The organism is Fervidobacterium nodosum Rt17-B1 (assembly GCF_000017545.1).
Classification (GTDB): Bacteria; Thermotogota; Thermotogae; order Thermotogales; family Fervidobacteriaceae; genus Fervidobacterium; species Fervidobacterium nodosum.
The window spans coordinates 535,365-560,284 of record NC_009718.1; the positions used below are offsets into that span (position 1 = coordinate 535,365).

At 31.1% G+C, this 24,920-nt stretch carries 17 protein-coding genes; 10 read left to right on the forward strand and 7 right to left on the reverse strand.

Annotated features, from left to right (window positions below; all coding sequences use genetic code 11):
* Positions 1–45 precede the first annotated feature (45 nt).
* From FNOD_RS02560 to FNOD_RS02595, 8 genes are all read left to right on the forward strand, one after another.
* A complete protein-coding gene (locus tag FNOD_RS02560) occupies positions 46–1,170 on the forward strand; it encodes a DNA-processing protein DprA (RefSeq protein ID WP_011993680.1) in 1,125 nt (374 codons plus the stop codon).
* Positions 1,171–1,764: 594 nt separating this feature from the next.
* The gene (locus FNOD_RS02565) at positions 1,765–3,669 is read left to right on the forward strand and encodes a DEAD/DEAH box helicase family protein (RefSeq protein WP_238374605.1); all 1,905 of its coding nucleotides are present in this window, start codon (positions 1,765–1,767) and stop codon (positions 3,667–3,669) included.
* Positions 3,670–3,689: 20 nt separating this feature from the next.
* Positions 3,690–3,887 (forward strand): hypothetical protein, encoded by a 198-nt coding sequence (locus tag FNOD_RS02570; RefSeq protein ID WP_041256821.1) that lies wholly within the window; start codon positions 3,690–3,692, stop codon positions 3,885–3,887.
* 29 nt (positions 3,888–3,916) lie between these two features.
* Complete coding sequence (locus tag FNOD_RS02575) at positions 3,917–5,854, forward strand: ATP-binding protein (RefSeq protein ID WP_420794723.1); 1,938 nt, start codon at positions 3,917–3,919, stop codon at positions 5,852–5,854.
* Positions 5,855–5,858: 4 nt separating this feature from the next.
* On the forward strand, positions 5,859–6,314 hold the full coding sequence (locus tag FNOD_RS02580) for a hypothetical protein (RefSeq protein WP_011993683.1): 456 nt from the start codon (positions 5,859–5,861) through the stop codon (positions 6,312–6,314).
* Entirely contained in the window at positions 6,301–8,841 is a 2,541-nt protein-coding gene (locus FNOD_RS02585; RefSeq protein ID WP_011993684.1) for a site-specific DNA-methyltransferase, read from the forward strand. Before FNOD_RS02580 ends, FNOD_RS02585 begins: the two co-directional genes overlap by 14 nt.
* Positions 8,842–8,847: 6 nt before the next feature.
* Entirely contained in the window at positions 8,848–11,817 is a 2,970-nt protein-coding gene (locus FNOD_RS02590) for a DEAD/DEAH box helicase family protein (RefSeq protein ID WP_011993685.1), read from the forward strand.
* Between the two features lie 275 nt (positions 11,818–12,092).
* Positions 12,093–12,398 (forward strand): hypothetical protein, encoded by a 306-nt coding sequence (locus FNOD_RS02595; protein WP_011993686.1) that lies wholly within the window; start codon positions 12,093–12,095, stop codon positions 12,396–12,398.
* Positions 12,399–12,562: 164 nt separating this feature from the next.
* On the opposite strand, the gene FNOD_RS02600 is transcribed toward FNOD_RS02595, so the two are convergent.
* From FNOD_RS02600 to FNOD_RS02625, 6 genes are all read right to left on the reverse strand, one after another.
* Positions 12,563–13,237 carry a M48 family metallopeptidase gene (locus tag FNOD_RS02600; protein ID WP_011993687.1) on the reverse strand — a complete coding sequence of 225 codons (675 nt, stop codon included), beginning with the start codon at positions 13,235–13,237 and terminating at the stop codon, positions 12,563–12,565.
* A gap of 5 nt (positions 13,238–13,242) precedes the next feature.
* On the reverse strand, positions 13,243–16,446 hold the full coding sequence (locus tag FNOD_RS02605) for a type I restriction endonuclease subunit R (protein WP_011993688.1): 3,204 nt from the start codon (positions 16,444–16,446) through the stop codon (positions 13,243–13,245).
* Between the two features lie 2 nt (positions 16,447–16,448).
* Entirely contained in the window at positions 16,449–16,796 is a 348-nt protein-coding gene (locus FNOD_RS02610) for a HepT-like ribonuclease domain-containing protein (protein WP_011918162.1), read from the reverse strand.
* Positions 16,789–17,079 carry a nucleotidyltransferase family protein gene (locus FNOD_RS02615; protein ID WP_011993689.1) on the reverse strand — a complete coding sequence of 97 codons (291 nt, stop codon included), beginning with the start codon at positions 17,077–17,079 and terminating at the stop codon, positions 16,789–16,791. Before FNOD_RS02615 ends, FNOD_RS02610 begins: the two co-directional genes overlap by 8 nt.
* Positions 17,076–18,371: a restriction endonuclease subunit S gene (locus FNOD_RS02620; RefSeq protein ID WP_148202032.1), complete on the reverse strand. Its 1,296-nt coding sequence runs from the start codon at positions 18,369–18,371 to the stop codon at positions 17,076–17,078. The genes FNOD_RS02615 and FNOD_RS02620 overlap by 4 nt, the downstream gene beginning before the upstream one ends.
* A gap of 351 nt (positions 18,372–18,722) precedes the next feature.
* A complete protein-coding gene (locus tag FNOD_RS02625; RefSeq protein WP_011993691.1) occupies positions 18,723–21,167 on the reverse strand; it encodes a type I restriction-modification system subunit M in 2,445 nt (814 codons plus the stop codon).
* 124 nt (positions 21,168–21,291) lie between these two features.
* On the opposite strand from FNOD_RS02625, the gene FNOD_RS09665 reads away from it, so the two are divergent.
* Both FNOD_RS09665 and FNOD_RS02635 read left to right on the forward strand, forming a co-directional pair.
* Complete coding sequence (locus FNOD_RS09665) at positions 21,292–22,230, forward strand: DDE-type integrase/transposase/recombinase (protein ID WP_011993692.1); 939 nt, start codon at positions 21,292–21,294, stop codon at positions 22,228–22,230.
* 291 nt (positions 22,231–22,521) lie between these two features.
* Entirely contained in the window at positions 22,522–23,571 is a 1,050-nt protein-coding gene (locus tag FNOD_RS02635; protein ID WP_011993693.1) for a type I restriction endonuclease, read from the forward strand.
* Between the two features lie 452 nt (positions 23,572–24,023).
* Here the strand turns inward: FNOD_RS02635 and FNOD_RS02640 are convergent, their stop codons facing one another.
* Positions 24,024–24,359, reverse strand: coding sequence for a DUF190 domain-containing protein (locus FNOD_RS02640; protein WP_011993694.1), 336 nt, complete (start codon positions 24,357–24,359; stop codon positions 24,024–24,026).
* Between the last annotated feature and the right edge of the window lie 561 nt (positions 24,360–24,920).

The window sequence follows — 24,920 nt, forward strand, 5'->3', positions numbered from 1 at the left end:
TTTATCTTAAAAAACTAAAAAATTCGAATCAAAGGGGACTAAAATATGAATAACGAAGCTACCTGTGTATTATCTTTAATCCGAACTAATCTAACAAAAGAAAAAATAAATAAAATCATAAACTTTGCTTCTGAAAACAATATAAGTATAAGCAAAGTACTAAAATTTGATGAAAGTAAATTTCAGGAATTATTTTCATTCTCAAAAGAAGATATACAAGAAGTATTAAAAGCAAAGGACAATCTTGGAAATTCAAGCTTTCTCTTGGAAGACATAACTTCTAAAGGAATTTATTTAATCACCGTACTAGATGAAGAGTATCCCAAAAAGCTAAAAGAAAATCTAAGTATAGACGAACTTCCTCCCATGCTATTTTGTAAGGGCAACACGGATTTACTAAATGAAAAGCACATATCCATCGTTGGAAGTAAAAACGCAAATGAAATATCCATCGAATTCGCCAAAAATATAACAAAAAAGGCCGCAAAAAACGGTCAAGTAGTAGTGAGTGGATATGAAAAAACTATTGATAAAGCAATTATAGAAAGCACAATAAACAATGGTGGCAGAGCTATCATACTCCTATCCCAAGGAATACTCTTATTCCAAATTCCAAACGAATACTACGAATACTACACAGATGGAAACATACTAATATTAAGCATATACACACCAAATTCCAAATGGGATAATAATAAAACAATAGAAACTGAAAAAATCAAATTCGCCTTCGGAGATGAAATATACATCGCAGACATAAAACACGAAGACGAAATTTGGAACAGCACAGTAGCTATAAAAAATAAAACAGAAAACATTTTTGTTAGACAGCCAGAAGACACAGAAGATACCGCAAACCTAGAATTGATAAACAAAGGATTAAAGGCTGTAAACATAATTGGCGAAATACTAGAAAAAGAAAAAAGCATTGAAGAACATATAATAGACATACTAAGAGATAGAAAATTGAAAGCTTCCCAAATAAGAGAAGAGCTAAAAAAGAAAGGAATAGAAATCTCTTCCCAAAAACTTACACACCTGATAAAAAGTATTCCAAATATTGAGACAGAAAAAGATAGTGCTGGTAATAGATACTATCTAAAAGACTCTCCTGAACAATCCCAAATATCTTACGAAAACCTTCCTTTGTTCAGAGAGGTGGAAAAATAAAATTTCTGTTTTGAAAATGCTCAATTACTTATTCCTTTTCGAACGTATAAAGCTTCATTCATTCTTTTATTTACTCATCTCCTTCATATAAACCAAAGGTAACAATTTGAATCACTCTCCAATAAAATTTGGTTCATTTGGCTTATAAATAAAGCCTACCTATTTCTCATTACCTACATTTGAACCATTTATGACCCCATCACTCCAGGTTTGATAATTTCAGAAATATTCTGATGAACATTATTCCTTGATTTCTAAATACTTTGAATAACAAAATTCTTGAAAGCTGTAAAATAGATTGATTATTGTCCTTTTAATTTATTGTAATAAAATAGAAATAATGTGCTATAATTATGTTTAGTGGGGGAAATTAGATTGTAGTAAAGATAAAAAGGGGAAATATCGAATATGAGCTTTAAAGAGTTATATTTGAAAAGAACATATTCGTCGGAAGTTGATGATATTTTAAATGACTTTTACATTCCTGTCTTAAAAAAATCCGTTAATTACTTTCGAATTTCCGGATTTTTTACTTCTGAGTCCCTAGCTATTGCTGCAAGAGGTATTTTAGGATTAATAAAGAATGAAGGTCAGATGAAGTTAATCGCTTCACCAAAATTAACGTCAGAAGACGTAAAAACAATTATAACTGCCAAAGAAGAACCTTATAAGTACATTAGCCATATCCTCGACAAAAGTACCGAGACTTTAGAAGATGAATTCACTAAAGACCATCTATTCGCATTAGGATGGATGATAGCAAATAACAAACTTGATATTAAAATTGCTATTATCTACAAACCTGAAGGAACTATAATGAGCTTTGATGAAATTGCATCTTCCGGTCTATTCCATCAAAAAATAGGTATATTCATAGATAATGACGGAAATATTATGTCTTTCAGTGGTTCAGTAAATGAAACACTCTCAGGATGGCAGAAGAATATAGAAGAGTTTAAAGTATTTAGAAGTTGGGTTGAAGTTGAAAAAGAGTACGCTTTAGAAGATTTAAAGAAATTTGAAAAATATTGGAATAATGAAGCCACTAATTTGGAAGTAATTGATATCCCCCAAGCAATTAGAGAAAAATTAATACAAATTGTTCCAAAAGATTTCGACATTAATTCACTTGAAAAATGGTATAAAAACTCAGATAATAAAACTAAAAAAATACAGCTTTTTAAACACCAAATTGACGCAATTGATAGTTGGGGATCTAATAACTACAGAGGCATTATATCAATGGCAACAGGGACTGGCAAAACTTACACTGCTATCGGAGCCATTGATAGAGTTATCAGAGAAAATGAAAAAAACTTTATTGTTATATCAGTCCCATATTCACACCTAATCGAACAATGGTATAAATCCATAAGAACCTACGGTTTAAACATAAATTTTGTAGTAAAATGCTTTTCGGAGAATAATAGATGGTATAGTGACCTTAAAAGATATGTGCGAAAACTTTTGCTGGGACAAATTAAAAACTTACTAGTTATTTCCACTCATGATACGTTAGTAAGCGACAAAATGAACGAAATCATATTAGATTTAAAACCAGACATTCAAACATTGATAGTAGCCGATGAAGTACACAGCATTGGATCTCTAAAAAGACGCGAAAATCTCTCAAAGATCTTTGATTACAGACTAGGTTTAAGTGCCACTCCGAAGAGAATGTACGATGAATTCGGCAATATTTTCTTGAAAGAATACTTTGGAGAAATTGTTTACGAATTTTCTCTTTGTGATGCTATATATAGTATTAACCCTTTAACTTACACATCTTTCCTAAATCCCTATTACTATTACCCCTATTTATGTTTACTAACTAACGAAGAGACAAAAAGATATAACGAACTTACTAATAAGATATTAAAATTGCTGGGAAATTCTTTCGACAATATTTTTGAAGAAATTGAGAAAAATGAAGAAATCAAAACACTTCTTATAAGAAGGAGCAAGATTATAAAATCTGCGAGAAACAAATTAAAAGTACTAGAAAAAATAATTCAGGATATTGAAAGCAAACATGGAGAAGTTAGTAACACAATCATCTTTACAGATGATAAATTAATAAACCAAACATTAGAAATCTTAAAATCAAAAAAGATATACGCCGTAAAATTTACACAAGAATTGTCAAATAAAGAAAGAATTGAAATATTAAAAGATTTTGGAGAAGGATATATTCAAGCACTTGTTGCAATGAAAATACTCGATGAAGGTGTAGATGTTCCTGAATCAAAAATAGCAGTCATAATGTCAAGTAGCACAAATCCAAGGGAATTTATTCAAAGAATTGGTAGGGTCTTAAGGATTTCAGATAATAAAGGATATTCCTACGTTTACGATATTATAACAAAACCAGCATATGTTGAAGATTCAATATTAAATTTAGAGAGCAATTTATTTAGAGCAGAAAGAGAAAGAGTAAAGATCATTGCAAAGTGTGCTTTAAACTATAAAGAAGTAATGGATGAAATAAATAAATTATAAAAAAGAAAGAGGTGGTAAAAATGCTCAAATACTCAACTAGCAAGCTATATGATAGTTTGGAAAAAGAAACTATATCAGAATTTGGTGAAGAAGGAAAAGATGTTTTCTTACTAATTTGGGAAATCTTTTCCGAATATATGAACATTTCTGGAAACGAAGAAAATAAATTCATAGACAAATCAATAAACCTCATAGACAACTTTTTCGAAAATAAATAAAAATACTCATACTACCAACTAAAAAGGTGGTGATAATTTTGAGGCTGGAAAAAATTAAATTGTACAATTTCAAACAATACAGAGACTTTGAAATCGATTTTTCAAAATTTCCCCAGGATAATAAAGACTTCCACGTTATTGTTGCCAAAATGGGAGTTGGTAAAAGCAACTTACTTGAAGCTATAAATTGGTGTTTGTACGGAAAAGAACTTTTTGGAAATATAGCCAAACCAACCGATCCCAACGTCTTAAGCAACAGTTGCTTGGACAAAGATGGAACACATACCGTAAGAGTGGTTTTAAACTTAAAAGATACAGATAAAAACGAATACTTTATAAATCGATATTCTAAATTTAAAGTTAGTGATAGAAAAGCTACTTCATTAAATGAGGTTTATTTAATATTTGGCAAAAACAACGAACTTGTGAGAAAAGAATTAGATGCAAAAAAGGAAGTCGAAATTTTAATGCCTGAAGACCTTAGGGATCATTTTTTCTTTAATGGTGAAAGATTGGACAACTATTTCGATAACGTACAGAGTGAAAAAATTACGAAAGTAATTAAGAAAATGTCAGGACTTGATACTTTAGAAAACTTCAAGGAATTCCTTGAAAAAGTTGAGAACAGATACATAAAAATGATCAGAGTAAATGAAAAAAGTGAAACTCAAAAAGAAGAATTAGAGAAAAACCTAAACAGAATAAAAGTAGAAAAGAAGGAATCAGAAAAATTACTTGAAAAAACTCGAGGAGATCTTGAAGCAACAAAAAAAGAATTACAAGACGTAGATTTACAACTAGAAAAACTGAAAGAATATGAAAACATAAAAAAACAAATAGAACTTTTACAAAAAAGGTTAAACGATCTAAATAGTACAAGAAAAAATATTCTAAAAGAAAAAGTTCAAACTGTTTTAGAATTATCAACATTGATGTTCGGTTGGTTGGCAGTAGAAAAAGTTTACCAAGAAAATTTTGAAATCGACTTTAATTACAACTATTTACCTTCAAATGTAATAGAAAACGCTCTAAGTGAAAATAAATGCCCAGTTTGTGGAAAAGAATTAGATGAATTACACAGAAACCATTTAAAGTATTTTTCTTCGAATAAAGAATTCGTCATTACTAAGAAAGAATATATGGAATTAATAAAAAGTATAAAAGATTTGGAAATTAAAAGAAGAAACTTAAATAATCAATTGAGTGACACACTGCCTAAAATTGAAGAAACCGAGCAGGAACTATACACTGCCGAAGCCAATATATCTCAGACCGCTTCCGAAGAATTAGGCAAATTATACCGCAGAAGAAATGAACTTGAAAGTCAAATACAACAACTTAATCAAAGAATAGGACAATTAGACAGTAAAATTGAAATACTATCAGAAAAAGAAAAAGAGACAGAAATGAAAATTTCTGAGCTCGCAATTCAGGACTCTTCAAACATCAATAAAAAAATAGACTTTGTTAGGAAGATAGAACAAATAATAATAAAAACTATGCTCAACAGAAAAAAAGAAATAAGAGACGAAATCACTAGCTACGTGGAAGAATATTTGAGTAAATTAATGTGGAAAAGAGATCTAATAAAAAAAGTGGAAATCACAGAAAGTTTTTCATTGAATATCTTTGACAGTTATGAAAACATGATTTTAAACCGTCTATCAGGTGGTGAAAGATCAGTATTGACGTTATCATTTGCCCTTGCAATGCATAAAGCTGCAGGTGTAAATGCTCCAATAATTATAGACAGACCTTTAGCTAATATTTCAGGAGATACATATGACAAATTAATAGAAATGTTTGCAAAAATATCGGAAGAAAAACAGATAATAATAATGCTAACAGATAAAGAATACCAACAATCTGCAGAATTGTTGAACAGTCTTGCTAGTACAATACATATTTTAGAAATGAATGAAACCTCAGAAGTAATAATCTCTGATAGAATTGCAAAGGGAGAGTGATTTGATGGATTCTAGCACCTTAATCTTAAGAATTAACGAAGAGTATAATAGCATGTTAGATGAAATGACCGATAAAATAAGACAAATAGCAAACGTAACAAAAGCAAAAATGTACTTCTTGGCAGGTGCATACGGATATTATTTAAATGAAAGAGAGAAATTGCAATCTAACAATAAAGACGTTCTTCGTGTAGAATATATAGAGAAACCTGACTACAAAATTCAAGAGACAATTTTAAATAGCATTTATCACAGTCAAAAGGACAAGCTAGATGAAGAAATAAATAAATATAAACTATTTGAAGAATACGCCAACGCTGGTGTTAAAAGGTTATATAAAATCTTCAAAGAATCCGAAAATATAGAAGATTTTATCGAAACTATCGAGATAAAAATTGATGAAATAATAAAAAAACTAGGTTTTTCAATAAAGGAGGAAGCAGAAAATGAACAGGTATGAAAAAGAATTTTACGACACACTAAAAGACCTCTTCATTGGAGAAGAGATAGAAGGTAAATCTGGTTACATTAACTTAATGAAAATCAAAAGCAATTACTATTCCAAAATCGTCCAACCTGAATTGCAACAACTAATCGAAAACGAATTAATTAACAACAATATCCAAGCTTTCAAAGAAGAACTTTTCGAAAAATTGTACACCTTCTTCAAAAGATATTTCTCTGAGAGTGGTTCAATTTACTTCACTTACACCCCTTGGAGTGAAAGAATATACGAGAGAGTCTACGACCCTGAAAAAGATGTCATCCTCTTTTGGAAAACTCATATGCTTTACTATGTAAAAACAGAAAAAAACTACAAAAGCTTAGAAATAAAAATTAAAGGTATAAACGGTGAAGACATCAAATTCTACTTCGACGTATCAGAACTAGAACACAAAAAAGCAAATGAGAAAAAAGAGATAATGTTTGAATTCAAAGAAATTGATAAAGATAAAAGGATAGTGCTTAGGTGCATTTACTCAGAACGAGGAAAGCAAACAAAAATTGAGGAAATCACGAAAAATGCAAAAGAAACATACAAAGACATCACAACAGAAGACATAGAAAGAGCGATAAGAATATTTAACAAACAAAGTGAAGTAGATTACTTCATAAACAAAGATGCTGAAGGATTTCTAAAAGAACAATTAGACATGTACATATATCAGTACATGTTTGATTCAGAAAATATATGGAGTGAGAAAAGGATAAAAGAGATCCAAACATTCAAGAAAATAGCAGGTAAGATAATAGAATTCATATCACAATTTGAAAACGAGCTTGTCAAGATATGGAACAAGCCAAAATTTGTTTTTAACAGTAATTATGTGATAACAATAGACAGAATAGTTGAAAAAGAAAAGGGGTACGAAGTGCTTGATAAGATATTGAATCATGAAGGAATGGAAGAACAAATAAAAGAATGGAAAGAATTAGGGATAGTGGATGAAGGGTTCAGCAAAGAAGAGATATACAAACAAGAGCAAGGAAGTTTGTTTAGTGGAGGAACAAAAATAAACGAAAAATACAAATACTTGCCGTTAGATACGAAATATTTTAAAGACATAGAGGTTGAGATATTGGAATTATTTGACAATATAGATGAAGAACTTGATGGATGGTTGATAAAAAGCGAGAATTATCAAGCGCTAAATACGATATTACCAAAATTCAAAGAGAAAGTGCAAACGATATATATTGACCCGCCATTTAACAAGGAGCAAGAAGCAGACTATCTTTACAAAGTAGGATATAAAGATGCAACCTGGATTACAATGCTTGAGAATAGAACTAGACTTGGAAGAGATTTAATGGATGAAAAGGGAAGTATTTTTGTAAGATGTGATTATAATGGAAATGCTTATTTAAAAATGCTTTTAAATGACATTTTTGGGAAGGACAATTTTAGGAACGAGATAAATGTCAGTAGAATCAGCAAGCAAGATCCTAAAGTAAAAAGATTTAATACTGCCGCAGATTCACTTTATCTTTTTTCAAAATCCGACAATTTCAAATTCAATTTAATTTTAAAAAAACTAAGTAAAAAAAAGGAAGAAAGATGGCATGCTATGGATTCACAAGGACAAGGACAAGCAATATATATCTTTGGACATTTATTCGAACCTCCAAAAGGTAGGCACTGGACATATGGACAGGAAAAAATAAAACAGATGGAACAGGAAGGAAGGATAAGATTAAAATGTAGAAAATGTGGCTATGTTCATACTAATGGAATTTGGAGGGGATGCCCTAATTGTGGAACAGTAGAAGATGTTAAAGTAGAATATTTATTGCCTCCCACAGAAGAAAAACAAATAGATTCAAATTGGACTGATATCTCTGGTTATACATCAAACTGGGAGTTTCAAACCGAAAACTCCGAAATCCTTCTTAAGCGTGTCATAGAATCCACTTCCAACGAAGGAGATTTAGTTATGGATTTCTTTTTAGGAAGTGGCACAACAATTGCAGTAGCACATAAACTTAGAAGAAAATGGATTGGAGTAGAAATGGGAGAACATTTTTACACAGTAGTTTTGCCAAGAATGAAAAAAGTCTTAGCGTACGACAAATCAGGTATTTCAAAGGAAAAGGATGTTAAAGAAAAATACAATGAAGACAATGCTGGTGGTTTCTTTAAATACTATGAATTAGAGCAATACGAAGAAGTCTTACGTAATGCAAAATATGAGCATGGCGATTTAACATTGCAACCATCACCAAGTAAAGATGTATTTAATGAATACATATTCATGAGATCACCGAAGTTTGTAGAAGCTGTTTTAAAAAGAGAAGGAAATGAATACAAAGTTGACTTGTCAAAAATTTATCCAGAGAAGAAGTTAGATATAGCAGAGACATTGTCAAATGTATTAGGAAAGAAAATAAGGAAAATTAGTAAGGAAAGCTTTGAATTGGAAGATATTGGAGAAATAAGGTATGATAATATACCAGTAGAGTATATTAAACCATTAATTTGGTGGTGAGAGAAGATGCCAAAGACAAAAAGCTCAAGAAGTGTAAAAAATACAAATGGCTTGAACATTTACCCTCTTTTAAAGAGTTTCATTGATGAAAAAGTACCAATGTTTGAAGAATTACCATATGATTGGAGAAACGTTGATTTAGAATCATTTTCGAGTACAAAGAAATTATGGGATTTTCAGATAGAGGCTTTAAAATACGCAATAAGAGGATTGTATTATTACTATGATGTTCTAAAGGCTGATAAAGAAAGATTTTGGGATGAACTGATAACATACGACAATGCTTTAGACTTACCTTCCATAATGGATATTAAGAAATCAGAAAGTGATGTATGGAAAATTTTAAGCAAATACTTTTACAGTTATGATGATAACATTTCATATAGCAATTTTATCAACAGAATGGGATTTTGGATGGCAACGGGAAGTGGAAAAACTTTAGTTATAGTCAAACTGATCGATATACTAATAACTTACATGGAAAGAGAACTCATACCAAGTAGGTATATTCTTTTCTTAACATACAGAGATGATTTAATTGATCAGTTCAAGGTTCATTTTGAAGAATTCAATAAGTCTCAAAGAGGAAAAATATTGAAATTGTATGAATTGAAAGAATTCCATAGAACTATTAATTCTAAAAAATTTTTTGAATTCCCGATCTTTTATTATCGTTCCGACAACATTTCAGACGAACAAAAAGATAAAATAATTAACTATGAACTTTATGAAAACTTTGGTAACTGGTACGTTATATTAGACGAAGCACATAAAGGAGATAAGGAATCAAGTAAATCTCAACAATATTTTTCAATTTTGTCAAGGAATGGGTTTTTGTTCAATTTTTCAGCAACATTTACAGACCCAAGGGATATTCTAACAACAGCATACGAGTTCAACCTCTCTACTTTTATAGAAAACGGCTATGGTAAAGAAATAAGGATTTTTGATGAAAATGTAAAGATAAAAATTAAGAATAATGGAAAAATAGAAGATTTCAATGAAAACGAAAAATACAAAATTATCTTAAAAACCTTGATCTTACTCGCCTACTTGAGGAAAAAATCAAGAGAAATAAGATATGTCCCAGAGTTAAATTTGGAATACCATTCTCCTTTAGCGGTATTTTTGGTGAATTCAGTTAATACAGAAGATTCTGATCTAAAACTATTATTTAGATTGATAAAAGAAATTACATCAACAGAAGGTTATGAAAAAATACTAAATTCCGAAATCTTTGAAGATGCGAAGAAAAGTATCACTCAGAACAGTCCTATTAATCCTTTTGATGAAAATCACAGCTTTTCTGGGTCAAATATTACAAAAGAAGAGTTATTAGATATCTCTCCTTCAGATATCTTGAGAGAAGTGTTTAACTCTGAAACGGCTGGTGAAATAGAAATCGTAAAGTCAAAGTCTGAGAAAGAATTAGTTTTAAAGCTTAGGACTTCAGAAACACCATTCGCTCTTATAAAAATTGGTGACACAAATCAACTGCTTAATTCTCTAATCAATGAATTTAACCTAAGAATTCAGGAAACATTTGCCGATGAGGAGTTTTTTTCAAATTTGGATGAAAAAGAGTACATAAGTATGTTGCTTGGTTCCAGAGCATTTTACGAAGGTTGGGATTCGAATAGACCAAATGTTATTGTATTTATCAATATTGGAACAGGAGATGCTGCAAAGAAGTTCGTTTTACAATCCATTGGAAGAGGGTTGAGAGTCCAGCCTATTAAAAACGGTGACAGAAAAAGGTTAGGAATGATGCCTGAATACAGTAAATACAAAAGTTATATATTACCAATCGAAACTCTCTTTGTTTGGGGAACTAAAGCAGACACAATTGAAACAATTATCGAGGGTACAAAGAAAATAATTGAGAATTCAGGCGTAAGAATAGAACTGAAAAAGAACATTGAAAGGATTGACGGACACAAGCTATTTGTTCCAACTTACAGAAAAGTAAGAAAGATAGCAGATTTTGAAAAGATGTTGGAAGATAAAAAAATTCAAAAGTACGTTATTAACAGTATTGATTTTGAAGATACAAAGAGTGTGTTTGATAACATTTCTGATGAAATGTTGTATTTCTTTTACCTTACAAACGAAGACGAGCCAGTGGAAAGAATAAAGATTTTAAGAAAATTATTCGAAGATAGTTACTGGGACAAATTTTTCCGAAAAGACAATAACAAGAAAAGGCTAGGTTGGTTTGAGTGTATCAAAGATATATTCAGATATATAAACAATCAAATAATCTTTGAAACAATTCCAGATATTGAAGAATGCGAAGAACCTATAATACATTATAAGGGAATAAAGATAAAATTACCTAGGGAAAAAGAGATAAATGAAGTGAGGGAAGCTATTGAAGAAGTTTACAACGAAGAATACGAAAAGAAAATAAGCATAACAGGGAAAGGTAAATATGAAATTGAAATTGACTTCATAAAAGAACACTATTTTATCCCTGTGATAAAAGCTCTGGATAAAGAAGCAGTAAAGAATCTGTTGGCGAATATTCTTAGAGAAGAAAGTGAAATAGATTTTATTGATGAATTAAAAAGAAAATCAAAACATTTTGAAAGATTTGACTGGTGGCTGTTTAGTAAAGTAATTCAAAAAGTTGATGAAATATACATACCATATACAAATGATGATAATGGGGCTCTAGAAAAGTTTTATCCTGATTTTGTCTTTTGGTTTAAAAAAGATAATAAATATCTTGTTGCCTTTGTTGATCCAAAATCAACTGAATTTACCAGTGGTTATAGAAAGATAGATGGATTTATCAGACTATTTTATGAAAATGACAAACCAAAAATATTTGAAAAAGACGGATTTAAAGTAATTTTCGATCTGTATTTATACAATAAAAAAGCTGCCGCACCAGAAAAATACCAAGATTTCTGGATTAAAAACATAGAGGAACTTGCTGAAAGGTTAACTAAGAGATTTGATAACATGCCATGAAATAGTTAAAAAGGTGGCTCTAGCAAGCCACCTTTCTGTTTTATTACATCCACTAAATATTCATGCAAAAATTCCAAAATTTTAACTGGCAAATTTGAAATAAAGAATATTAAATTAGCTCATACTAACTAAAATAATAGAAAATATCAACTTTGATATATTAATTTAGTTTTTTAATAGTTCATATTTGGAACAGCACAGTAGCTATAAAAAATAAAACAGAAAACATTTTTGTTAGACAGCCAGAAGACACAGAAGATACCGCAAACCTAGAATTGATAAACAAAGGATTAAAGGCTGTAAACATAATTGGCGAAATACTAGAAAAAGAAAAAAGCATTGAAGAACATATAATAGACATACTAAGAGATAGAAAATTGAAAGCTTCCCAAATAAGAGAAGAGCTAAAAAAGAAAGGAATAGAAATCTCTTCCCAAAAACTTACACACCTGATAAAAAGTATTCCAAATATTGAGACAGAAAAAGATAGTGCTGGTAATAGATACTATCTAAAAGACTCTCCTGAACAATCCCAAATATCTTACGAAAACCTTCCTTTGTTCAGAGAAGTGAAAAAATAAAATCTCTGTTTTGAAAATGCGCAATTACTTATGATTTATCCCAGACCATCTTATAATACAAAATTTCTTTTAATTTACTAATTTTTCTACCCACGTTTTTTAATAATATTCAAAAGCACCTTGAAAAAATCTTGATTTGTTTAAAAATATAGAACTTTAAATTTTTAGAGCTTTAATAAATACCCATTCTTTTTCAACCAATCTTCATATTTTTTATAGTCAGGCATGAGTGCTTTTACTTTTACCCAAAAGGCTTTGCTATGATTTTTCTCCTCAAGATGAACAATTTCGTGCACAATAACGTAGTCTATAACAGAAAGTGGTGCCATAATAAGTCGCCAAGAAAAATTCAAATTTCCTTTATAAGAGCAGGATGCCCATCTCTTTTGGGCATTTGTTATGTTTATTTTGTTATACTTAAATCCTCTTTTTTGAGCCCACCAGTTTACCCGTTCTGTAATCTTTTCATATGCAGCCTTTTTGTACCAATCTATGAATACATTTTTTGCGTCATTCAAAACATCTTTTGAAAGATAAAAACCATTTTCAAATTTAAGTGGGACATCTTGTTTTTCCACTACATGCAATTTATAATACTTACCGAGATACAAAAATCCCTCTCCACTTACAAATTCTTTTGGCAAGATTTTAGGATCTCTTGCATCTATTTCCTGCTTATTTTTATAAATCCAATTTTTATGCTTATTTATAATTTTCCAAATACTTTCCTCGCTCAAATTAAATGGAACTCTAATAATTAATGTTCCATTGTCTGTTATTTGCAAAGCTACCGTTTTTCTTTTTGAACGTATTATTTTTTCAATTTTTATCTCTTCCATTACTATCACTTCCTAAAGTGATAATAAGCAAGTTCTATTAGTTTCTGAGCAATTTCATTTCTTTTTTTGTGTACAATATTCTTGATATCAGCCATATATGGTTCATGTTCTTCACTTACAGTTTCATGTTTTCTTTTAAAAGCTGGAGATGATAGTTTAATCAAATGCCTGGTTAGATATGATTTAAGATTATTTTGTTTCGTTGGATTTTCCCAAAAGTCAACTTTTTGAACTTCTCTTTTGATTATCTCTATAACATCTCTGGTTGTATTAACAAGAAAATCTATTTCACTATCAGTTAATTCGTTAACAGTTTTTTTACCAAATATTTCACTTTTAATCAAACCAAAAAATGGCATTTCCTTCTTAGGTTCAAATCCAAACGTTTGTTCAACTTCTCTACCTTTTTTAACTTCTTCTCTTAATTTCTTAAGTTCTTCATATAGAGCATCCCAATTTTCCTTATACTCCTCAAGTATCTTCTTCAATCTATCAGAAAATCTTTCATAAAATTCTGGGTCTTCTTCCCAATATTCTTCAATATGTTCAATGATTGCATTCTTAAGTTCTTGAGTTTTTACTTTACTTGTTTTTCTATGAAGCTTTTCTAAAAACTTGTCTTCTAAAAGAGGAGTAGGTGGTATTTTGGGATCTATCCCTTTTGAAATCAGATACTCTTCAACAATTTCTCTTATCTTATTACTTGCATCTTTTATGCTTAACTTATCATCTCTATATACATTTCGTGCTGACTCTTTTATGAAAGCAAGAATTTTCAAGTCAGTAAGGTATTTTAATGCTGCGAAGTCAGGAAGAACCTCGTCCATACAATGATTAAACCGCCTAACAAGAGCTATAAACTCGTTTCTAATATTTTTATCAACAAGAATATCAATACACTCATCTATATCCTCACGCCAATTTCTAATGCCATGTTTTTTAAAAAATTCTTCAATAAGATTATGAACATACTTTAACTCATCGATGCTTTTTGCTTTGTCCTTTACAACCTGTGAAATTTCTTCGATATCCTCATCAGCGTAAATAGCCAGAGCCTCTTTTAAATGTTTTAGAACTCCTACATAGTCTACAACAAAACCACATGACTTATTTTTATAAACTCTATTCACTCTTGCAATAGCTTGTAGCAAGTTATGTCCTTTAATCACATTATCAAGATACATAACTTGCTCTATAGGTGCGTCAAAACCAGTTATCAGCATGTTTTGAACAACCAAAATACCAACATTTCCACTGATACCATTTTCATTTACCTTGTCAAATGGAAGCCTAAAACTTTTTATTATTCTCTCGTGCTCATTGGGGTCTGTGTAATTACGATACTCAGGTGGATCATTTTGAGCACCTGAAATAACCACTCCAACTTCCAATTTTTTCAACGTTTCTAAATCTATTTTTGAGTTATTTTCTTTTTCCAATTCAAAAATTTTCTCCTTGAGAGATTCTTCAAGCGCTCTTTTATACCTTATCGCTGCAAGACGCGATGCCGTAACAACCTGGGCTTTAAATTTATTTGGGAATATATGAGCTATGTAATGTTCTATCATATCTCTAGCCTTGTCACGAATTACCTCTTCCGCTTCGAGATATGCTTTCCATACGAATTTTCCCATTATCATTCTCTTAGTATCTTTATCAGCGTCGCTAAAAACATCCTCAAATTTTGCATTTGCCGCTTCTTCATCTGAAATCTCCGCACTATGAACTCTTCCTTCATATACAATATCAACGGTTACACCATCTTCAACTGCCTGTTTTATGCTGTACTTGTCTATATAATCGCCAAATGTTATCTCAGTCTTTTCTATAGGTGTACCTGTAAACGCTATTTTTGTTGCATTTGGAAGAGCTTTTCTTAAATTTGCGCCTAGCAACTTGTATTGAGTTCTGTGTGCCTCATCTATCATTATTAGAATATTAGATGATGTATTTAATACAGGAAATTCTCCTTCTAATTCCCTCTCTTGAAATTTATGAACAATAGCCATAACAAGTTCTGGTGTGTTAGTTTTTAAAAGCTCTTTGAGTTCATTAATGCTTCTAGCTAACCTAACAGTAAAACCCACACTTTTTGATGTTTCATTCAACTGCTTTTCAAGATCTCTTCTATCTGTAACAAAAACAACTTTGTAATTCCCAAACTCAGGATTATGATATAACTCGCGAACCATAAACATCATTGTCAAAGACTTACCTGAACCTTGGGTATGCCAAACTATGCCCCCTCTTTCGTCCGGTGTTTTACCTTCTTTTAACCTTTTTACCATCTTCTTTACCGCTCTAAATTGCTGATATCTCGCAACAACCTTTACCATTTTACTCTTTGGATCTTCCTTAAAGATGGTGAATGTGTGGAGCAAATCAAGAAGGTTTTCTTTTGAAAGCATACCATGAATCAAAACTTGCTGGCTTGTTACATTTCCATCTGGATTTACATCTGACAATGAAAAAGGATAAGGGTCTTTCCACTCAACAAAGTGCTCATACTCTGAGGTTACTGTGCCATACTTTGCGACCTGATTGGATGTAGCTACTACAAATAGGTTGTACCAGAAAAGCTTTTCATTTCCCTCACTTACGCCACGTCTGTTACAATAGCGCATAAGCTGAGTAATTGCTTCAGAAATTGGGTCAGCAACTGCTGGAGATTTGCATTCAACCACCACAAGAGGCAAACCATTTACAAAAAGAACTATATCGGGAACAATATGTTTTTCAGTTCCCGTTATATTCACTTTAAACTGTGATATAGCAATGAATGAATTATTGTCCGGATTTTTAAAATCAATAAACTTAACAGTTGGGCTTTTTTCTCCTGTTTTTCTATTTTCAGAAACTGAGGTGTTCTCTAAAAGCAAGTCATGGATTTCTTTATTTGCCTCTAAAAGAGAGTTTGACTGTGGTGTTATAATTCTTCGAACAACTTCACTTATTTGGTCATCTTCTATCCATGGGTTTATTCTCTTTAAAGACTCCCTTAAAACTCCCTCAAGGATTACTTCTTTAAAGCTTTCTCTGAATTTTTGGCTTTCACCATATTCAGGTTCTAATGAAGAAGTGAACGATATTATTTCTTTTGTATCCTCAGGGTTATCTTTGTTTTGTCTATAAATCTTCCATCCAAGCCTTTGAAGGTGAAAGAGGAATGAATTTTCAACATAATGTTCTTCGTCAAGTTTGTAAAACATTTTTAACTCTCCTTTTCAAGAAGGAATTTTACTGCCTTTTCAAGTTCCGGCAGCTTCTTTTTGATAACCTCCCAGATTATTTCAGCATCTATTCCAAAATACTCATGAATAAGAATATCCCTTAAACCAGCGATTTTCTTCCATTCTATTGGATAAAGCTCTCTTTTATCATCCGGAATCTGCTTAACAGCTTCACCAATATTTTCAAGAGCTTTTAAAACTGCATAAAAAACCAGTTCATTTTCAACAAAATTGTTGTATTTTTCAATTCCTTGTGTAAACTTTTTAATGCGATCAATCTCTTCAATGATGTCTTCAAGAATTACTTTTAGTATACGCTTTTTAGACATATATAGCTTCCTCCATTATGAAAGGTTTTATGCGGGGATTTATAGCCGATTTAATCACAAGGTCAACCTTTTTACCAAAAAGTTCTTCAAGGTAGAATTTCAAATTCATGTAATTATCAAAAGTTTTGTAACCCTCTTTAAAATCAACTATGATATCTACATCACTATCTTTTCTTTGTTCGCCTCTTGCATAGGAGCCAAAGATAGCAATTTCAATTACTCCGAACTTTTCCACTAAATAATTTTTACGTTCTTGTAGAATTACTTGTATATCACTGTTCATTTTTCTTCCTCCTCAATAAGGTGATTTACTCTAACTTTGCCTGTCAGCAAATCTTCCATTAAGCCTTTTTTGACTCTTTCAAGTTTTTCCTTATAGGCTTGCTCTTTTTCTATGACTTCATCTATTTGGGATAAAATTGAAGCTATGCGGTGTTGTTCGGAAAGCAAACAAGGAACTTTCACCTCTAACTTTGCTAGCTGACTTTTAGATATCTCGTTAAAAGTAGTTCCTGAACCCAATGAAATCATTTTGTTTATATATCGATGCAAACAATAGTAAAAAAAATCTTCATCATAATAGTTTTTGTTTAAGATTATACTTTTGCAACCCTGATTTGTTGCATAATTAGTTTTAACAATAGATAAATATCCTATTGGTGCACGGCTTGACAAAACAATTGAATCCCTAGGTATAATCTTAGCAGCACAACTATTTAATCCATCTTTACTAATTTTTCTTTGGGATGTATAAATGTACTTTTTTTGCTTGCTCAAGTCATCGGGTGTAACCCAAACTATATCACCATTCCAAAATTGAGGCTTAGAAGTATCTGGAGTAGCACCTGATACAATTCTGCCTGTTTCTCCTAACCTTACCACTTCCCACTCCTCTGGAATCCTCCCAAGCGGTGAGTCCTTGAATTTATCAATCTTCTCATTCCTCAATCTCCACTTCTCACTCTCACCTTCACCCTCACTTACCACTCCTTTAGTAAGCAAATCTTGCATCAAACCTTGCTTTATGCGTTTGTACTTTTCTATAATTTTGCCCGTTTTTTCAATTGCACGGTCAACAGTTTTAAGTATCTCAGCAATTTTTTGCTGCTCAAAGATGGGAGGTAGGAATATTTCAAAACTTAAAAAATCTTTTTCATGAACTCGTTTTGAACCAGTACCTTTTTCATAGAGAGAAAAAGCTTTATATAAAGTGCGTAGTGTATAATCTAAATAATAAACATCCAAATTTTTACTTACATCAAATGAAGGCACATCAGAAGTAGAACAATAACCATCCAACTCTGGTGGTATAACACCAAAAGCACCACGAACTAAATTTTGTTTTCCATAAATAAATTGTCCCGCTTTTCTCTTATAATATATTGTAGATTCTTTTTCTCTATTCAATTCTACCTCTCTAACTTCTCTTGCAAAAACTCCTTTGTTCCATAATCTAACTGTTATTCGCTTATTTGGATCCTTTTCATTATCAGGTATCCTAGAAATACTTAAAACTTCTCCCAACTTTACCCTTTTCCATCCCTCAAGTACTTTCACATTTTCGCTCATTTTCATACCTCCATTTTTTCAATCGATTCATTATCAGTAAGCAAATTAATCTAACTTGATGGCACAATTGTTTTAAAATCGTATTTTAAACAATTCCACTAGTTGATAAATACACCAGCGATTTTAAACTTATCAAATACTGTAGCATTGACTGAAATCAATATGAAACTTTCAAAAGCTATATTTAAATGTTTTGCGATATAATTAAAATTTAATTCTTGGCTGTCTTGTAAAAAAGCTTTCCACTTCTTCTATATTGTATGATTCATTTATTGTATGATTCACTTGGCGAAAATTGTCCCAATAAGTATTACACAATCGCTATAATCACTAACTTATAATCAATATGTTTGATGTTTAAACTTTCTCGTAATATCCAAGTTCCTCCAAAAATTTGTTTAGCTTACTGACTTCCTGTTCTCGTTCATTTAGAAGACGGTCAAGAGACACACTATATTTATCCCAAAGATTTTCAAAAATCTTTATCAGTTCTTTTTTCTCTTCATTTAAGTACTTTTCAAGTTGATTGCTAATTAATTCAAAGAACTTTTCGAGCAATAGCTCTTTTGCTTCTTCTTCGGTAATAGATTCAATCTTTTCACCTATCTTATTTTCAAGTTCCTTTTGCTTTCCGCTTATCTCACTTCTTACCTTTTTAATTTCCTTTTCTTTTTGAACAATATTTTCTAACAAATCTTCCCATTTTTTTACTTCTCTTCTTGCAGCCTCGCTGTCTTTTGATTTTAAATCTTCAACCAAGTCCTTCAGAAACTCTTTGACTTTGCTTGCAGTTTTATCTCCCTGCTGCTCTTCATCCCAATCTTCAACCTCTTCTAAAAGCTCACTTAAATCCGCTTCAATTTCGGCAAGCCTGCTTTCAAGATCTTCAATTTCTTCTATGTCTTCTTTAAAATATTTTTCTTTAATTCTTTCTCTTTCAACCAAATCCTTGTTCCAACCCGCAGAAACTATACTTTTGAAATCATAGACAAGCTCTTCCCACCAATTTGCAAATATGCCTGCTATTTTGAATTCATCAAACGTTCCGATTGGTAAGAGATATTCTTTCAATTTTTTCAAAGCTTCATTTCTAAATTTCCAAAGATTATTTCTACCAAAAAATTGCTCAATTTCAGGTTTTACAATCTGCCACCATTCCAAAAGCTTTTCTTTGTGTTTTTCTATTACACCCTTTACTTCGGTGGAATTATTAATTACTTCTCTAATTTGGTTTTTATCAGTAACGTCCTTTTTAAACTCCAAATAATTTTCGCTTTTCTCTGTTAGCAAAATATCATAGTTTAAGCTAAATTTTTTCAATTGATTTTCGTAAAGCATTACCTCTTGTTTTGTAATACCACCAAAAAGGTGTGCGTGAACATCTTCAATTTCAGGATCTGGAGAATTGTCAACATAGCGTCTAATATTTAGATTAAAGTCGTTTTCCTCTATCTCCTTTATATCAACTAATTTGGAATATTTGGGTATTTCCTTCTTTTCTTCAAACACTGTAACTATCTTCTCTATATCTTCTGGTCTCAAGAAATTCTGATTTCTACCTTCTCCGTACTCTCTGTCGGCGTTAATGAACAAGATCTTATTTTTCAAATTTTCTGGTTTGTTTTTATTAATAACAATAATACAAGCTGGTATTCCAGTGTTGTAGAAAAGTTTAGGTGGAAGCCCTATTATTGCCTCAATCAAGTCATCTCTTACTATTCCTTCCCTTATAACTTTTTCCTGTCCGCTCCTAAACAAAACACCATGAGGCATAACTGTTGCCATTACTCCGTTATCTTTCAAACTGGCAATCATATGTTGCAAGAACATAAGGTCAGCTTTTTTTCCATTCTCAGGAGTAAAACCATATTTAAATCTTTCTGTAAATTGCATATTTGCGCGTGAATAGTTTTCTGAGAAAGGTGGGTTGGCTAATATTCTGTCAAACTTTTTTATATATCCATTTTCCAAAAACATGGGATTTGTCAATACATCTTCATTTTCTATCTGCGCATCATTAATGCCGTGTAGAATCATATTCATTTTACAAATAGACCATGTCAATCCATTAAGTTCTTGCCCATATAGTGCTAAATTTGCTGAGTTTTGTCCTTGTTCTTCAACATAGTGGAACGCTTCAATCAAAAAACCACCAGAACCTACAGTTGGGTCATAAATCGACATACCTTCACGGGGTTTGACCAACCTTACCATCAATTTTTTTACGTGAGATGGTGTGTAAAACTCTCCGCCTTTTTTTCCAGCTGAATCAGCAAATTCTTTTAGCAAATATTCATAAGCAGCGCCAAGTAAATCCGGGAATTCAAAATTTGAAGGTATTAGTTTATAGTTATTGAAATGATTAATAAGATCAATAAGTTGCTGATCTTTGAGGCGTGTTTTTCCTTTCACCGCGTTAAAATCTATGTGTTTTAAAACCCCTTCGAGCCCTGTATTAGCTTCCTCTAAAGCACTTAAAGCTTTATTAAGCTGATTACCAACATCTTCCTTCAATTTCAAAATATTCTCCCATCTTGCCCTTTCAGGAACAAAAAATGTATCGCCGTAAGAGTTTGGATCTTCTAATAGTTCATTTATTTGTTCTTCAGAATACCCCATATCTCTGAATTCATTTTTTAACTCCCGTCTTTTTTCTTCAAAAACATCCGAAGCGTATTTTAAAAATAACATACCAAAGATATATTCTTTATATTCAGAAGCATCCATTTTACCTCTGAGTTTATCAGCAGCTTTAAAAAGATGTGCTTCTAGCTGTCTTAATGTTATTTTTTCTCCAGTCAAGTCAACCCCTCCTAATCAAACCTTGATGTTGTTAACCAAAGGTATTGATAAATTTCAAAAATCATATTATCTTCTTAAAGAGGGGACACCCCCCAATATACTCTCAATAAGGAGGTATCCCGACATGACTAATATCCAACTCAAATGCCCTCATTGCGGCTCTTCTAACTTCATCAAAAATGGTCATGATAAATTCAAAAACCAAATCTTCTTTTGCAAAGACTGCAAGCGTTACTTTAAACTTTCTTTCACCAAAAAACACAAACTTTTCTCTTTCCCTTACCCTCGTTGTGTTCATTGTAACCATGTCATGGAAATTTACAAAATCCGCCGTTATTTCGTTCGTTTCAGATGCAGAAAGTGCAACTTCAAAACTTCTGTTCCACTTTCTCTTCCTCAGCCTGTGCCTTTCAACTTTCATCCTTTCAAATTCTTCCGTTTCCCTATCTATATCGTTCTCAAAGCTTTCATCTTGTACTTCAAATACAACCTTTCTCTTCGTGCTATTAAAGCTTGCTTGAATATCAATGTCTCTCATGTCGCTATTTACAAATGGATTATCAAGTTATCTTCTGTTATTTCGCTTTTTGAGTTTGAGAATGTATTTAAAGTTCACGGTGATGAAACAGTTATTGTATTTCGAGACAAAAAGTACTATGTGTGGCTATTAGTTGAGCATGGTACGAATTTAATAGTAGCTTGGCATGTATCAAGATATCGTGATATGTCACAAGTAAAGATATTGTTAGATAAATACTTTAGTCAAAGAAAACAAAACACACAAATAGAGTTAATAACCGATGGACTAAAAGCGTACGAGATAGCAGTGAAACTAAATTTTGATAATGTTGAGCACAGAGAAGTAAGACTAGGTAAAAACAACGAATGTGAATCGAAATTTTCGTTATTTAAGATGTTTGTTAGAGCAAAAAGGAGCTTCAAGAAATTTAGCAACATACGGTACTATGTAAATGGTTTTTGTGTAGTAAGGAACCTATGCAAGTTATATGAGAACGAAAATGAGATGATTACAGCTTTAGCTTCCATCATCACTACTAGTTAACAGCATCCAAACCTTAATAACTTAAGAAAAATTCTACATAATTATTTAAATTCTATACAATTTTAGTTGTAGCAAACGATAATGATGTTGTCAGTATTTTCTATTTGTCTCGTATTGTTTATTATATCACATTAAGGCCTCAGACCAAAAAATCACTGAATATTTTTAAGCAATTAATTTTTTGAAACTTTTCTTCGACTTTACAAATATTATATAATTAAAATTAATAACAATATTTATGAACCTAAAGTAAAACGGTAAAATACTTAGAATGTGCAAGGAGCTAAGAATATGAAAGATGAATTGCTCAAGCTAATTAATAAATTTAAAAAGAACAAGGATATCTTTAAGTTCGGAGAAGAAGCAACAAAACAAGGAATAGTTTTAAGAATCTTAAAAGAATTAGGATGGGATTTCTTTAACATAAGCGAAGTTCAACCAGAATACTCAGTTGGGAATCAAAAAGTAGATTACGCTTTAGGATATAATGGGAAGATTAAAGCTTTTATAGAAGTGAAAAAAGTCAATGAGGATTTGGAAAAACACCAAGAACAACTTCTAAATTATGCATTTAAAGAAGGTGTGAAATTAGCTATATTAACTAATGGAATTAGTTGGTGGTTTTATTTACCTTTGCGTGAAGGAAGTTGGGAACAAAGAAAATTTTATACCATTGAAATACTCGACCAAAAAAGTGGAGATATTGTGGAAAAATTTGAGGAATTTTTATCCAAGGATAATGTGATTTCTGACAAAGCCGTAGAAAATGCTGAAAAATTATACAATAGTAGGCAAAAAATAACTTTGATAACCGAAACACTCCCCAAAGCATGGGATAAAATAATTTCCGAACCTGATAAAAGACTTGTAGAGATTTTAGCTGAAACAACTGAAAGATTGTGTGGACACAAACCTGATGACAGAATAGTTGAAGAGTTTTTAGGAAAAATTAGTCAAGAAAAATCAACACCAAAAACAATGCCAACTTACTCTGAAACTCAAAATGTTGAAGATTTTACTGAAAAATCCATTATAGGCTTTACTCTAAGAAAAAAGGAATACCAAGTTAACTCTTGGAGAAACTTATTAATGAGTATTATCGAGATCGTCTTAACAACAAACAGAAAACAATTTGAAAAAGTACTTAGTTTAAAAGGTAGAAAAAGACCATATTTTTCAAAAATGCCTAGTGAGTTAAGAGAACCTGAAAAAATCAAAGACACGGATATTTATGTTGAAACAAATCTTAGCGCAAATAGTATTGTTTCGCTTTCAAAAAAGGTTATAAAGCTTTTCGGATATGACGAAAATGAGCTTATAATACATACAAAAGAAAGCTGATGGCTGAGAATAACGTTTATATGAGTACTTAAAAAAATCATTATATGAATATACAAATTTTGCAAATTTTTATTGAGCCATTTGAGTTTAAAATTATTTTTATAGCTAGTAATAATATTATTAAACTCATAAATTTTAATTAATAAGATTAATTTATTACAATTAAAATAGTAAGATATATTAGACTCATTTTGTTTTTTTAATCTTACTGAATAATTCAAAATAATTTGATTGTTTTAATCAAATAAGTTTGGATAATCTTGATAACTTAGATTAAACTAATTAAATTTTACGTTTTTCACGCATTCCAATAGCAAATTTTGCTATTTTATTTTTTGGATACAAAATGCAATATAAGGTTTCTTATATTGCATTTTTTATATCACCCAGGGTAATAGTTTTAACGTTTCAAAAATCGTTTATTTATGCGGTTTTTCGCAATTTATTTTTCATCATCTGAAGAACATACCATGTATGTCTCTGAAAACAAGTAAGGCCGACTCTTTTAAATAAGGTTTGACTTTTTCAATAAACTTTTGTGCGGTGTCGTCGTCTGTGAAAATTTCGATTATAATCGGAAGTTCAGGTTCGACAATTTCACGTAGTGCTGTGTGGAGTTTCTTATCGAATACGTATCCTTCCATTGCTTTGTATTCAATAAAATCCGAAATTCCTAGCTCAATAGCAAATTCGGCAATGATTTTGTTGAGTGGTTTGTTGTGCAATTCCTTACAACGCACATTTTCTTTTACAAAGATTCTTATATACGTTCCTACAAATTCTTCCATACTATCCCCCCAATTTAGATAGAAATTACAAAATCCGTCGTTACTGCCTTCTTTTCAGATGTAAAAAGTGTAATTTCAAAACTTCTATCACTATTTCAGTCTATCAATCCGTTCCTTTCACTCTTCAACCTCTCAAATTCTTCCTTTTCTCTATCTATATCGTCTTTAAAGCTTTTTTACTTTACTTCAAATAAAACATTTCTCTTCAAGCTATTAAATCCATTTTGAATATAAACATCTCTCATGTCGCTATTTACAAATGGATTATTAAGTTACCTTCTATTTTTTCTCTCTTTAAGTTTGAGAATGTTTTCAAAGTCCATACAGAAAGTACTATGTTTGGCTTTTGGTGGAGCATGGACTAAAATCGTACGAATCAGCATAGAGAATGAGCTTCGATAATGTTGAGCACAGAGTGGTAAGACTAAGATGTTTATAAAGGAAAAGGGGTTTCAAGAAATTTAGTAAAATACGGTACTATGTAAATAATTTTTTTGTAGTAAGGAACTTATGTGAGTTATATGAGAATGCAAATAAATTATTATTGCTTTAGCTTCTATA